The sequence below is a fragment of the Aminobacter sp. SR38 genome (assembly GCF_014843375.1).
GTDB classification, from domain to species: domain Bacteria; phylum Pseudomonadota; class Alphaproteobacteria; order Rhizobiales; family Rhizobiaceae; genus Aminobacter; species Aminobacter ciceronei.
This window is the reverse complement of record NZ_CP062112.1, coordinates 142,141-154,766: the sequence shown is the minus strand read 5'-3', so window position 1 is coordinate 154,766 and position 12,626 is coordinate 142,141. Positions and strand designations below refer to the sequence as shown.

11 protein-coding genes and 1 tRNA gene are annotated in these 12,626 nt (G+C 61.2%); all 12 read right to left on the bottom strand.

Annotated elements, in window-relative coordinates; genetic code table 11:
- Positions 1 to 133 precede the first annotated feature (133 nt).
- The gene (gene rpoB, locus IG197_RS00760; protein WP_067961871.1) at positions 134 to 4,267 is read right to left on the bottom strand and encodes a DNA-directed RNA polymerase subunit beta; all 4,134 of its coding nucleotides are present in this window, start codon (positions 4,265 to 4,267) and stop codon (positions 134 to 136) included.
- A 202-nt stretch (positions 4,268 to 4,469) separates the two neighbouring features.
- Positions 4,470 to 4,844 (bottom strand): 50S ribosomal protein L7/L12, encoded by a 375-nt coding sequence (gene rplL, locus IG197_RS00755; RefSeq protein WP_067961869.1) that lies wholly within the window; start codon positions 4,842 to 4,844, stop codon positions 4,470 to 4,472.
- Between the two features lie 54 nt (positions 4,845 to 4,898).
- Positions 4,899 to 5,417, bottom strand: a complete 519-nt coding sequence (gene rplJ, locus IG197_RS00750) for a 50S ribosomal protein L10 (RefSeq protein ID WP_067961867.1) — start codon at positions 5,415 to 5,417, stop codon at positions 4,899 to 4,901.
- Between the two features lie 388 nt (positions 5,418 to 5,805).
- Positions 5,806 to 6,504: a 50S ribosomal protein L1 gene (gene rplA, locus IG197_RS00745; RefSeq protein ID WP_067961865.1), complete on the bottom strand. Its 699-nt coding sequence runs from the start codon at positions 6,502 to 6,504 to the stop codon at positions 5,806 to 5,808.
- A gap of 4 nt (positions 6,505 to 6,508) precedes the next feature.
- On the bottom strand, positions 6,509 to 6,937 hold the full coding sequence (gene rplK / locus IG197_RS00740) for a 50S ribosomal protein L11 (protein WP_067961864.1): 429 nt from the start codon (positions 6,935 to 6,937) through the stop codon (positions 6,509 to 6,511).
- A 155-nt stretch (positions 6,938 to 7,092) separates the two neighbouring features.
- A complete protein-coding gene (gene nusG / locus IG197_RS00735; RefSeq protein WP_067961861.1) occupies positions 7,093 to 7,620 on the bottom strand; it encodes a transcription termination/antitermination protein NusG in 528 nt (175 codons plus the stop codon).
- Positions 7,621 to 7,646: 26 nt separating this feature from the next.
- Positions 7,647 to 7,847: a preprotein translocase subunit SecE gene (gene secE / locus IG197_RS00730; protein ID WP_192316349.1), complete on the bottom strand. Its 201-nt coding sequence runs from the start codon at positions 7,845 to 7,847 to the stop codon at positions 7,647 to 7,649.
- Between the two features lie 303 nt (positions 7,848 to 8,150).
- A tRNA-Trp gene (locus IG197_RS00725) sits at positions 8,151 to 8,226 on the bottom strand.
- Positions 8,227 to 8,379: 153 nt separating this feature from the next.
- Positions 8,380 to 8,889 (bottom strand): metal-dependent hydrolase, encoded by a 510-nt coding sequence (locus IG197_RS00720; RefSeq protein ID WP_192316347.1) that lies wholly within the window; start codon positions 8,887 to 8,889, stop codon positions 8,380 to 8,382.
- An 89-nt stretch (positions 8,890 to 8,978) separates the two neighbouring features.
- Positions 8,979 to 9,458, bottom strand: coding sequence for a group II truncated hemoglobin (locus tag IG197_RS00715; protein ID WP_192316346.1), 480 nt, complete (start codon positions 9,456 to 9,458; stop codon positions 8,979 to 8,981).
- Between the two features lie 86 nt (positions 9,459 to 9,544).
- Positions 9,545 to 11,146: a hypothetical protein gene (locus IG197_RS00710; protein ID WP_192316344.1), complete on the bottom strand. Its 1,602-nt coding sequence runs from the start codon at positions 11,144 to 11,146 to the stop codon at positions 9,545 to 9,547.
- A 123-nt stretch (positions 11,147 to 11,269) separates the two neighbouring features.
- On the bottom strand, positions 11,270 to 12,445 hold the full coding sequence (gene tuf, locus IG197_RS00705) for an elongation factor Tu (protein ID WP_067961853.1): 1,176 nt from the start codon (positions 12,443 to 12,445) through the stop codon (positions 11,270 to 11,272).
- Between the last annotated feature and the right edge of the window lie 181 nt (positions 12,446 to 12,626).

The window sequence follows — 12,626 nt, the reverse complement described above, 5'->3', positions numbered from 1 at the left end:
GCGGGCCAGAGCGCCCGCCAGCTTTCGGCCATCGCCGAAGAATTCTCATCGATGAACGCGATCAGTACCCAACCATGGGGATCGCGTTCAGGCGGCTACGCCGCGGGCAAATCCCGCGGCGCGCCTTTGGTGCTTACTCGGCGGCGTTGGGCAGCCGATGGTTTTCGTCGACCTTGGTGTTCTCAAGCTCGACGTTGAGGCCCAGCGAACGCATTTCCTTGACGAGAACGTTGAAGCTCTCGGGGATGCCCGCTTCGAACGTGTCGTCGCCGCGCACGATCGCCTCGTAGACCTTGGTACGGCCGGCCACGTCGTCCGACTTCACGGTCAGCATTTCCTGCAGCGTGTAGGCGGCGCCGTAAGCCTCGAGCGCCCAGACCTCCATTTCGCCGAAGCGCTGGCCACCGAACTGCGCCTTGCCGCCCAGCGGCTGCTGGGTCACGAGCGAGTACGGTCCGATCGAGCGGGCGTGGATCTTGTCGTCGACCAGGTGGTGAAGCTTGAGCATGTAGATGTAGCCCATGGTCACCTTGCGGTCGAACGGCTCACCCGTACGGCCATCGTACAACTGCGACTGGCCGGAGGTGTGAAGACCCGCCTGCTCCAACATGATGTTGATGTCGGCTTCATGCGCGCCGTCGAACACCGGGGTCGCAATCGAGACGCCACGCTTCATCTGCTCGCTGAGGCGAACGATGCTTTCGTCGTCGTAATCGCGGACCGGCTCGTTGCGGTCGTTGGCCGGAATGAAGCTCTCGAGCGTCTCGCGCAGCGGCTTGATATCGCCACCAGACTTGTACGCCTCGATCAGCTCACCGATCTTCTTGCCCATGCCTGCGCATGCCCAGCCCAGATGCGTTTCCAGAATCTGGCCGACATTCATGCGCGAAGGCACGCCGAGCGGGTTGAGCACGATGTCCGCATGCGTGCCGTCTTCGAGGAACGGCATGTCCTCGACCGGAACGATACGCGACACGACACCCTTGTTGCCGTGACGGCCGGCCATCTTGTCGCCGGGCTGCATCTTGCGCTTCACCGCAACGAAGACCTTGACCATCTTCATGACGCCGGGCGGCATCTCGTCGCCGCGCTGCACCTTCTCGACCTTGTCCATGAAGCGCTGCTCGAGCTGCTTCTTGGAGTCGTCGTACTGGCCGCGCAGAGCTTCAAGCTCACCCTGCATCTTCTCGTCTTCGACGGCGAACTGCCACCACTGCGAACGCGGATAGTCGTCCAGCGTCTCCTTGGCGACGGTCGAGCCCTTCTTGAAGCCCTTCGGTCCGGCAATCGCGTCCTTGCCGATGAGCATGTCGCTCAGACGGCTGTAGACGTTGCGATCGAGAATCGCCTGCTCGTCGTCACGGTCCTTGGCGAGACGCTCGATTTCCTCGCGCTCGATTGCCATGGCGCGTTCGTCCTTCTCCACGCCGTGGCGGTTGAAGACGCGCACTTCGACGACGGTGCCGAAGGTTCCGGGCGGCATGCGCATGGAGGTGTCACGGACGTCGGACGCCTTTTCACCGAAGATGGCACGCAGAAGCTTCTCTTCCGGCGTCATCGGGCTTTCGCCCTTCGGTGTGATCTTGCCGACCAGGATGTCACCCGGTGCAACTTCCGCACCGATGTAGACGATACCGGCCTCGTCGAGGTTCTTCAGAGCCTCTTCCGAAACGTTCGGAATGTCGCGCGTGATTTCCTCTGGCCCGAGCTTGGTGTCGCGCGCCATGACCTCGAACTCCTCGATGTGGATCGAGGTGAAGACGTCGTCGGCCACGATGCGCTCGGAGAGCAGGATCGAGTCCTCGTAGTTGTAGCCGTTCCACGGCATGAACGCGACGAGCACGTTACGGCCGAGAGCCAGATCGCCGAGCTCGGTCGACGGACCGTCAGCGATGATGTCGCCCTTGTTGACCCGGTCACCCATGCGAACCAGCGGGCGCTGGTTGATGCAGGTGTTCTGGTTCGAACGCTGGAACTTCATCAGACGGTAGATGTCGACACCGGATTTGCCCGGATCGAGGTCTTCGGTCGCACGGATAACGATACGGGTCGCGTCGACCTGGTCGACGATACCGCCGCGGCGAGCGCCGATGGCAGCGCCAGAGTCACGGGCAACGATCGGCTCCATGCCGGTACCGACGAACGGAGCCTCGGCGCGCACCAGCGGCACGGCCTGACGCTGCATGTTCGAGCCCATCAGAGCGCGGTTGGCGTCGTCGTTCTCCAGGAACGGGATCAGCGCAGCTGCGACCGACACCATCTGCTTCGGCGAAACGTCCATGAGGTCGACGTTTTCGCGCGGCGCCATCATCACTTCGCCGGCGTTGCGGCAAATGACGAACTCGTCGACGAAGTGGCCGTCCTTGTCGAGCGCGGCGTTGGCCTGGGCAACGAAGTGCTTGGCCTCTTCCATCGCCGAGAGATAGACAACCTCATTGGTCAGCGTGCCGTCGACGATCTTGCGGTACGGACTCTCGATGAAGCCGTACTTGTTGACGCGTGCGAAGGTAGCCAGCGAGTTGATCAGACCGATATTCGGGCCTTCCGGCGTCTCAATCGGGCAGATACGGCCGTAATGCGTCGGGTGCACGTCGCGGACTTCGAAGCCAGCGCGCTCGCGGGTCAGACCACCAGGTCCAAGCGCCGAAAGACGACGCTTGTGGGTGATCTCCGACAGCGGGTTGGTCTGATCCATGAACTGCGACAGCTGCGAAGAACCGAAGAACTCGCGCACGGCGGCGGCCGCCGGCTTCGCGTTGATCAGGTCCTGCGGCATGACCGTGTCGATCTCGATCGAGGACATGCGTTCCTTGATCGCGCGCTCCATGCGAAGCAGACCGACGCGGTACTGATTTTCCATCAGCTCGCCGACCGAACGGACACGGCGGTTGCCGAGGTTGTCGATGTCGTCGATTTCGCCCTTGCCGTCGCGCAGTTCGACAAGCGTCTTGACCACGGCAAGAATGTCATCCTTGCGCAGGACACGGACGGTGTCTTCGGCGTCGAGCTCGAGGCGCATGTTCATCTTGACGCGGCCGACTGCCGACAGGTCGTAGCGCTCGCTGTCGAAGAACAGCGAGTTGAACATGGCTTCAGCTGTTTCGAGCGTGGGCGGCTCACCCGGGCGCATGACGCGGTAGATGTCGAACAGAGCATCCTGGCGGCTCTCGTTCTTGTCGACGGTCAGCGTGTTGCGGATATAGCCACCGACGTTGATGTGGTCGATGTCGAGGATGTTGATCTCTTCCTCGCCAGCCGCCAGCAGCGTCTTCAGCGTCTTTTCGTCGATCTCGTCGCCGGCTTCGAGGAAGATCTCGCCGGTAGCGTAGTTGACGATGTCTTCGGCGAGATAGCTGCCGAAGAGGTCGTCTTCGGTCGCTTTGATCGCCTTGAGGCCCTTCTCGGCAAGCTGCTTGGCCTGACGCGCGGTGATCTTCTTGCCGGCTTCGACAACGATCTCGCCGGTGTCGGCGTCAACCAGGTCGCCAACGGCCTTGAGGCCGCGGAAACGCTCGACCGAGAACGGAATGCGCCAGTGGTCGCCCGACTTCTTGTAGGTGATCTTGTTGTAGAAGGTCGACAGGATCTCTTCGCCGTCCATGCCGAGCGCCATCAGCAGCGACGTCACCGGAATCTTGCGGCGACGGTCGATACGGGCATGGACGATGTCCTTGCTGTCGAACTCGATGTCGAGCCACGAGCCACGGTAAGGGATGACACGCGCGGCAAACAAAAGCTTGCCCGACGAGTGCGACTTGCCCTTGTCGTGATCGAAAAACACGCCCGGCGAACGGTGCATCTGCGAGACGATGACGCGCTCGGTGCCGTTGACGATGAAGGTGCCGTTGGACGTCATGAGCGGCATGTCGCCCATGTAGACGTCCTGCTCCTTGATATCCTTGATCGACTTCGCGCCGGTGTCCTCGTCAATATCGAACACGATGAGGCGCAGCGTCACCTTGAGCGGCGCAGCGAAGGTCAGATCGCGCTGACGGCATTCGTCGACGTCGAACTTGGGTGCTTCGAACTCGTACTTGACGAATTCCAGCATCGACGCGCCGGAAAAATCAGAAATAGGGAAGACCGACTTGAAAACGGCCTGCAGTCCCTCGTCCGGACGGCCACCCTTGGGCTCGTCCACCATGAGGAACTGATCGTATGATGCCTTCTGAACCTCGATGAGGTTCGGCATCTCCGCAACTTCCGGGATCTTTCCGAAGAATTTGCGTACGCGTCTGCGGCCATTGAAAGTCTGGACCTGGGCCATCGTCGCTCCTTGCTGCCTCTTGGGGTGAGCGTCGCTAATGCTCACCTTGCATGCGCGCCGCCTCAGCGGCGGCCTATCCAAAACGGGCGAAAACCCGTTTCCTGAAAGCCGCCTTGCGGCCCTCAGGAAATAGGTTCCCCTCAATCCCCCGGGTCACGGGAGCCGGTGGGCGGCAACTGTGCCGCCCACCGAAACCGTGAGCTTACTTGAGCTCGATCTTGGCGCCAGCTGCTTCCAGCTGAGCCTTGAGCTTCTCGGCGTCGGCCTTCGAAACGCCTTCCTTGACGGGCTTCGGAGCGCCTTCGACGAGGTCCTTGGCTTCCTTGAGGCCCAGGCCGGTGATGGCGCGGACTTCCTTGATGACTTCGATCTTCTTGTCGCCGGCAGCTGCCAGGATGACATCGAACTCGGTCTTCTCTTCGACCGGTGCAGCAGCGGCGCCGCCGCCAGCAGCAGCAACAGCCACGGGAGCTGCAGCCGAAACGCCCCACTTCTCTTCGAGGAGCTTCGACAGCTCAGCCGCCTCGAGGACGGTCAGGGCCGACAGGTCGTCAACGATCTTTGCGAGATCAGCCATTTTTCTATTCCTTCAATCAGTTCGAACGTGAGTTGATGATAGCGAGGAACGGCCTCATGCCGCCTCGTCCTTCCGGGCATAAGCGCCAATGACGCGCGCGACCGAAGCCGCCGGCGCATTGACGATCTGGGCGATCCGGGTAGCCGGGGTGGCGATCATGCCAACCAGCTTTGCACGCAGCTCGTCGAGCGACGGGAGCGAGGCGAGAGCCTTCACACCATCGGCGTTGAGCAAGGTCGTGCCCATCGAACCACCAAGGATGACAAGCTTGTCATTGGTCTTGGCGAATTCGGACGCGACCTTCGGCGCTGCAATCGGATCTTCCGAATAAGCAACCAGCGTCTGTCCCTTGAACAGATCGATGATGTTTTCGGATTCCGTGCCCTGAAGAGCGATTTTGGCGAGACGGTTCTTCGCGACTTTGACGGTGCCGCCGGCCTGACGCATCTTCACGCGAAGATCGTTCATTTGCGCGACGGTGATACCGGCATAGTGGGCCACGACCACTGAACCTGCGTTCGAGAACGCGTCATTCAGGCCCGTGACGAGTTCGCGTTTTTCCGCTCTGTCCACTGCCTATCTCCAGTTGACCGCCTCCCATTTGCGGGGTGAGCGGTCGGGTTGCCTTTTGCCGGGCGGCCAATCCAGAAATTCCAGATCACCCGAACGGCGCTCGAGGATCCTGCCCCCTTTCGCCACACCTGACGGGCTTGCGGCCCGGCGCGATGCGCAGACAAAAGGCAAACACGGTTCGAACCTTTCATTGGAGCAGAGGCTCCGTTGTCTGGTCTTCACCCGTCTCATGCAGGCCCATTCGAATTAAGGACCAAGGGTCGCCTGGACCGCCTGCAATCTCGGACAGGATTTTCGAAAGCTGTTGCCAGCTTCCGAAAATCCGGGCCCGGAGGCCCGGAATACTATGCAGGATCCAGCCGTTGCCGGCTGATCCCGCTTCAAATCATCAGGACGCTGCGAGCGTGCCGAGGTCGACCTTGAGGCCCGGGCCCATCGTCGAGGTGACGGAGACCTTCTTGACGTAGACACCCTTGGCGCCTGCCGGCTTGGCCTTGTTGACCGCGTCAGCGAAAGCGCGGACGTTTTCTTCCAGCGCCTTGACGTCGAACGAGACCTTGCCGACGCCAGCGTGGATGATGCCGGCCTTCTCGACGCGGAACTCGACGGCGCCGCCCTTCGAAGCCTTGACGGCTGCCGCGACGTCGGTGGTGACGGTGCCGACCTTCGGGTTCGGCATCATGCCGCGCGGGCCGAGCACCTTACCGAGACGGCCGACCAGCGGCATCATGTCCGGGGTGGCAATGCAGCGGTCGAAGTCGATCTGGCCCTTCTGGACGATATCGACGAGATCTTCCGCACCAACGACGTCGGCGCCGGCGGCGCGGGCTTCGTCAGCCTTGGCATCACGTGCGAACACGGCGACGCGGACAGTACGGCCCGTGCCGTTCGGCAGGTTGACCACGCCGCGGACCATCTGGTCAGCGTGGCGCGGGTCGACGCCGAGGTTCATGGCGACTTCGATGGTCTCGTCGAACTTGACCGACGAGCGAGCCTTCAAAAGCTCGATGGCTTCACCAAGGCCATAAGCCTTGTTCACATCGATGCCTTCGCGGGACTTGGAAACGCGCTTTGCAATCTTAGCCATGATCTCAGCCCACCACTTCCAGGCCCATGGAACGAGCCGAGCCTTCCACCATCTTGATGGCGGCTTCGATGTCGTTCGCGTTCAGATCCTTCATCTTGGTCTCGGCGATCTCACGCACCTTGGCGCTGCTGATCTCACCAGCCTTGACCTTGCCCGGCTCCTTGGAACCCGACTTCAGGTTGGCAGCCTTCTTCAGGAAGTAGGACACCGGCGGCGTCTTCATGACGAAGGTGAACGACTTGTCCTGGTAATAGGTGATCACGACCGGGATCGGCGATCCCTTCTCGAGCTCCTGGGTCTGCGCGTTGAACGCCTTGCAGAACTCCATGATGTTGATGCCACGCTGACCAAGCGCCGGACCGATCGGGGGCGACGGCGTCGCCGAACCCGCGGAAACCTGGAGCTTGAGCTGGCCCGCTATTTTCTTAGCCATCTCTTTCCTGCTTTCGTCTTATGCCGGATGACCCGGCGGTTGCAGTTCGGTGGTGCGAAAAAGACAACCGGCTAAGCCGCCTCATCTCCCACCATGCTTGCGCCAGGCCTGCGCCCGGCACTGCCTTCCACCGAAACCGGTGACAGGCGCTTCGATCAGCCCTTTTCGACCTGACCGAATTCGAGATCGACAGGCACGGCGCGCCCGAAGATCGAAACTTCCACCTTGAGGCGCGCGCGCTCCTCGTCCACTTCCTGGACGAAACCGTTGAACGACGCGAACGGACCGTCGGAAACGCGAACCGCCTCGCCAATCTCGAAGGTAACCGACGGCTTCGGGCGCTCGACGCCTTCCTGAACCTGGTTCAGAATGCGCTGGGCCTCGGATTCCGTGATCGGCACGGGCTTCGAATCACCAAGGAAACCAGTGACCTTCGGCGTGTTCTTAACGAGCGAGAACACGGCATCGGTCAGATGGGCCTTCAAAAGCACATAGCCCGGGAAGAACTTGCGCTCGGCATCAACCTTGCGGCCGCGGCGAACTTCGACAACCTTCTCGGTCGGAACGACGATCTGCTCGATCTGCTCGCTCAGGCCCTTCTGCTTGGCCTTGTGCTCGATGTCCTCGGCGACCTTCTTTTCGAAGTTCGAATAGGCGTGGACGATGTACCAGCGCGCAGTCATCTCAGGAATTCTCCGTATTCGCGACCTTAACGGCCCATGCCCAAGATCTGCTCGACGGCGAATGCCATCAGCTGGTCAGCGGCAAAAAAGAAAATCATCGCAATAATTGCAAAGCCGAGAACCATGACCGTGGAGATCATCGTCTCGCGCCGCGATGGCCACGTCACCTTCGCCGTTTCCGACCTTGCCTGCTGCAGAAAGGTGAAGGGGTTCGTGGTTTTCGCCATGTGCCGCTCTGCTCTCAACGTCCGTTGACCGGACTTCTGGATGATCCCGTGACCGGGAGATGCCATCACATGGCCGATATCCACGCCGAATCAGCGCAACATTTCGCCCATGCAATTCGGACGCGTAAAGCCGGATCCCCAGCTCCACGCGCCGCGTGTCTGTTTCGCTTACATAAAACCGATTCTCTCTCCACGCAAGTGGCAGGAACAAGCTTTACGTTTGTACGCCGCGTCGGAACCATCCAGTCGTTCCGTTCCGGCTATTGCAGTCCTTATGCCTGAATTAGCGAATTCTGGCAAGACTGGCACGGGCAGCAGGGCTCGAACCTACGACCTGCGGTTTTGGAGACCGCCGCTCTACCAACTGAGCTATGCCCGTGCATCTCGCCGCGCATCATCTGCGCAGCACGGGCTTCCTAGGGATTTCCACCGCATCTGTAAAGAGCGCAATGCGTGATGTCGGAAACATTCACAGGCGGATTTCGTCAGGCGTAACACAAGCGCCCTCTCCCGCTCCGATGGCTACCGGCGTTCAGCTGCACGCGGCTTTCGCCAGTTTGCGCTGCCGAATCTGTTTGACGGCCAGGAACGCTGCCCAAGCACAGATGGTGATCTCGAGCGCGAAGGTCCAGTGCAGGACAAAGCTCAGCACCCAGTGCGAATAGCGCGCCGGAATGGTGACAAGCTCGACGGAGCCGTCGCTGAACGGCATCAGCCACAGCATCGGCGCTGCAATCGAATCGAGCACCATGTGGATCATGGCGGCAAATAAGAATACCGCGGCTGCGGATGCGAACCGTGGCCTCAGCCACTTGACCAGCGGCAGGACGACACATCCAAGCGCGACCCAGAACAGCGGCCAGTGTGTGATGAAGCTGTGGTGGTGCGTCTGCTGGCCGTCGACCAGGTAGAAGTAGAACATGTCGAGGTCGGGCGCGATGCTGCCCAAAAGCGCGGCGGGCATAACCGCGCGGATACCAGGCCTGACGTCCCGAGCCAGCGTCCCCAGGACGAAACCGGCCGGCAGATGCGCGATCAGCATGCGATTTGTCCCCTGTCCCAAGACAGGTTCCGCGAAATTACGGCGGTTTTTGGGGTCGGGGCATTGCCTGGGAAGGCCCAGGCTTCATCTCACGATTTGGCTGCTGGCACGTAAGGTCCGCCAGGAACGCCCCAGCCCCAACGAGGCATAGGCTCGTGCAGCGCCGGTGCGGCACCGTCCTGTGAATTCAGCTTGGCCAGCCGCGTGCCCCATTCGAGATAGGCGACGAATGCCGAACGAAACTCGGGATCGTCGGGCAGCTCCACCTCGTCGGCGGCATCGAGCAACAGCGCGATCCACCGCCGGCGCTGCTCCTCGGTCAGGTGGCGATTGAGGTGGTGGCTGATCATCGCGGGATGGCCGCCATGGTTTTCACTATAATCCTTCGGTCCGCCGAACACCTCGCCGATGAACGCAGCGACATGCGCGGGATGGTTGCCGGACATGTGTCGGAACACCGGCTCGAGCACCGGATCCGCGAGGACCTTGTGGTAAAACACCTCCGTCAGCCGGTTGAGCGCCGCAGCTCCGCCGGCCCAATCGAACAATGTCGGTACGTCTTTCTGCATCGTTTTCCTCCACTTGCGTTGGAGGCATATGGGGAGCTGAATCGCCGGCGGGAAGTGAGCAACGAAGAACTCCTGCCATGCCCCTCCTAACGCAGCGCGCGGCAGTTCACAGGCCGAGGTGACATCCGGCAAAGGCCGCTGTCGATCAGAAGTTGCGTAGAACCCGACCTGGTCGTCAGGTATCCCTCCCGGAGGAGAGCCAGCGCTGCGTCATCCAACGTGTCAAAACCGGGTGTCGCGTCGGCGACTTTCGGTCCAACCCCCATCTGCACGAGGTAATGGTTCCGTATTGGAGCATCCAGTGCCGGACTGGCACCCCAGCCTGCTAGAATTCCCTCGCCAATCAGTCGGGTCTTTCCTGCCGACAGCACCAAAAGGCAACTCTCGCCACATTCCGCCCCGCCTGATCCCGCTATGCCCAGATATGGCCGCCCGTCACCTTGCCAGCCGGTGCAGCCCTTGCCGTTCGGCTTGCAGCCGGCGAAGAACGTGCGCCCAACGGCCACATCAAGACCGTTGGCGCGGACAACGCGCCCCATCAGCATCGCGGCAATCGGATCGCCCTCGCTTGAGGAAATTATCAATGGCAGCTTTATGTCACCTAGTTCCTTGAGCAGAGTTTCCAGCCGCTGCGGCGCAGTTTCGTCGACTTGCCCTTCGGCGGAGATCCATTCCGGGCAGTCAGGTTCACAGGCCCCGACCGAACGCACGACTGCGAGCCACATCCCGGGTCCTTTCGGCACGAGCGGCTTGGGGTAGGAATTGGACGCAAGGTTTTTTCCCGGCGCCAGAACGCAGTTCGCAGCAGGAGCCGCGGTCCTGCAGTTCTCGATGCTCACCAGCACGTCGGTAGCATCCAGGCTGGTTATCAGGTTCATGTTGAGCATCTCGACGGGCGCCAGCTGCCGCATCTCGGCGGCGGGAGTGCTTTGCCCGACCTCGTACATCTCCTTCTTGACCCCCATCTCCTTGAGATAGGTCAACATCCTGGCGTTGAACGCCTTTCCCATCTTGGTGGTGGTGTAGCTGCCAACGGTCTTGCGACGGACGACCTTGCGGCTGACGGTCTTCCTCTTGCCTTTCACGACCTTATAGGTCTCGCGATAGGTGATCTTTTGCTGCGTGACATGGGACGTCACCTGATGCACCCCCATATAGGCCCACTGGCCGACATGGCGGCGTACTCCGCCCGCGAACATCATCGAGCAGGCGGAGGCGCAATAGGCGCCAGCCGAGTATAGAGCTCCCTGGTAGATGCCTTTCCTGGCCGGATCGAGCTTGCAGCCCTTCTGATCGGGCGCGCATTCGACGAAGCGTGTCAGCCCGACGCCAATGTCGAGCTTGCGGGTACGCAGCATGCGGCCCAGTTCCAAGGCTGCCTCGACCCGACCGCCTGGCGAGGTCACGATGACCGGCAGCTTCTTGTCGCCGAGTTTCTTGAGAAACTTCTTGAAGGCGGCTGGTGTCGCTGGAGTGATCGCGCCCTCGGCCGAGATCCATTCCGGACAAAAAGGCTCGCATCCCGGAGCAGAGCTGCGCACGACGACAAAGCGCATGGGCGGTCCGTCATTTTCCGGCGGCTTGCTCTTGGCTGCTTCAGCCGACCAGGGGAGAAAAAGGGCAGTTGCGGCGGCAAAGAAAAGCGGCAGGAGAATTCCCCGCCAAACCGCGCGCACTCCTGTCCCCATGACAAATCCCCACCTGCCTTCTTGCCGAGATACTAATGCGGGATCGGTGACGCGCAATGTGGCGCGCAAACAAAAAGGGCGGCCCGAAGGCCGCCCTTGATGCATTCGACGAAAGGACGTCGATTATTCTTTGATCGAAGCGACGATGCCGGCGCCGACGGTGCGGCCACCTTCACGGATAGCGAAGCGGAGCTTCTCTTCCATGGCGATCGGCACGATGAGCTCGACGTCGACGGTGATGTTGTCGCCGGGCATGACCATCTCGGTGCCTTCCGGCAGCGACACGATGCCGGTCACGTCCGTCGTGCGGAAGTAGAACTGCGGACGGTAGTTGGTGAAGAACGGCGTGTGACGGCCACCCTCTTCCTTGGTCAGGATGTAGGCTTCAGCCACGAACTTCTTGTGCGGCTTCACCGAACCCGGCTTGCACAGCACCTGGCCGCGCTCGACGTCTTCACGGCCAACGCCGCGGATCAGCGCGCCGATGTTGTCGCCAGCCTGGCCCTGATCGAGCAGCTTGCGGAACATTTCAACGCCGGTAACCGTCGTCTTCGAGGTTGCCTTGATGCCGACGATCTCGACTTCTTCGCCAACTTTGACGATGCCGCGCTCGACGCGACCGGTGACGACAGTGCCGCGGCCCGAGATCGAGAACACGTCTTCGATCGGCATCAGGAACGGACGGTCGATCGGACGCTCCGGCGTCGGGATGTAGGCGTCGACGGCTTCCATCAGCGCGCGGATCGCGTCTTCACCGATCTTCTTGTCCGAATCGTTGAGCGCAGCAACAGCCGAACCCTTGATCATCGGAATGTCGTCGCCCGGATATTCGTACTTCGACAGCAGCTCGCGAACCTCGAGCTCGACCAGTTCGAGCAGCTCGGCGTCGTCGACAAGGTCGACCTTGTTCAGGAACACCACCAGGGCGGGAACGCCGACCTGACGGGCGAGCAGGATGTGCTCGCGGGTCTGCGGCATCGGGCCGTCAGCAGCCGACACGACCAGGATCGCGCCGTCCATCTGGGCAGCACCGGTGATCATGTTCTTGACGTAGTCGGCGTGGCCGGGGCAGTCGACGTGGGCGTAGTGACGGGCCGGCGTCTCATACTCGACGTGCGCCGTCGAGATCGTGATGCCGCGGGCCTTCTCTTCCGGCGCTGCGTCGATCTGGTCGTAGGCCTTGAACTCGCCGAAATACTTCGTGATCGCAGCAGTCAGCGACGTCTTGCCGTGGTCAACGTGACCAATCGTGCCGATGTTCACGTGAGGCTTGTTACGCTCGAATTTACCTTTTGCCATTGTCTCTTTCCTTGAGCATCGGGACCTTGGTTCCGGTCGGATGCGGGGCGATTACCGATAAAGGCCGAAAAAGACAAGCGCCTTTTGGCCAAACGACCACGTCGAGGCCAAAAGCAGTGCTGCTCTTTCAGTGCTGGACGCACATATGGGGACAAGCGGATGCAAATAAAAGGCTTCTTGC

Excerpts from the sequence above, each read along its gene's own strand:
- rpoB (WP_067961871.1), bottom strand. The coding sequence starts at position 4,267 with ATGGCCCAGGTCCAGACTTTCAATGGCCGCAGACGCGTACGCAAATTC.
- rplL (WP_067961869.1), bottom strand. The coding sequence starts at position 4,844 with ATGGCTGATCTCGCAAAGATCGTTGACGACCTGTCGGCCCTGACCGTC.
- rplA (WP_067961865.1), bottom strand. The coding sequence starts at position 6,504 with ATGGCTAAGATTGCAAAGCGCGTTTCCAAGTCCCGCGAAGGCATCGAT.
- rplK (WP_067961864.1), bottom strand. The coding sequence starts at position 6,937 with ATGGCTAAGAAAATAGCGGGCCAGCTCAAGCTCCAGGTTTCCGCGGGT.
- nusG (WP_067961861.1), bottom strand. The coding sequence starts at position 7,620 with ATGACTGCGCGCTGGTACATCGTCCACGCCTATTCGAACTTCGAAAAG.
- secE (WP_192316349.1), bottom strand. The coding sequence starts at position 7,847 with ATGGCGAAAACCACGAACCCCTTCACCTTTCTGCAGCAGGCAAGGTCG.
- IG197_RS00720 (WP_192316347.1), bottom strand. The coding sequence starts at position 8,889 with ATGCTGATCGCGCATCTGCCGGCCGGTTTCGTCCTGGGGACGCTGGCT.
- IG197_RS00715 (WP_192316346.1), bottom strand. The coding sequence starts at position 9,458 with ATGCAGAAAGACGTACCGACATTGTTCGATTGGGCCGGCGGAGCTGCG.
- IG197_RS00710 (WP_192316344.1), bottom strand. The coding sequence starts at position 11,146 with ATGGGGACAGGAGTGCGCGCGGTTTGGCGGGGAATTCTCCTGCCGCTT.
- tuf (WP_067961853.1), bottom strand. The coding sequence starts at position 12,445 with ATGGCAAAAGGTAAATTCGAGCGTAACAAGCCTCACGTGAACATCGGC.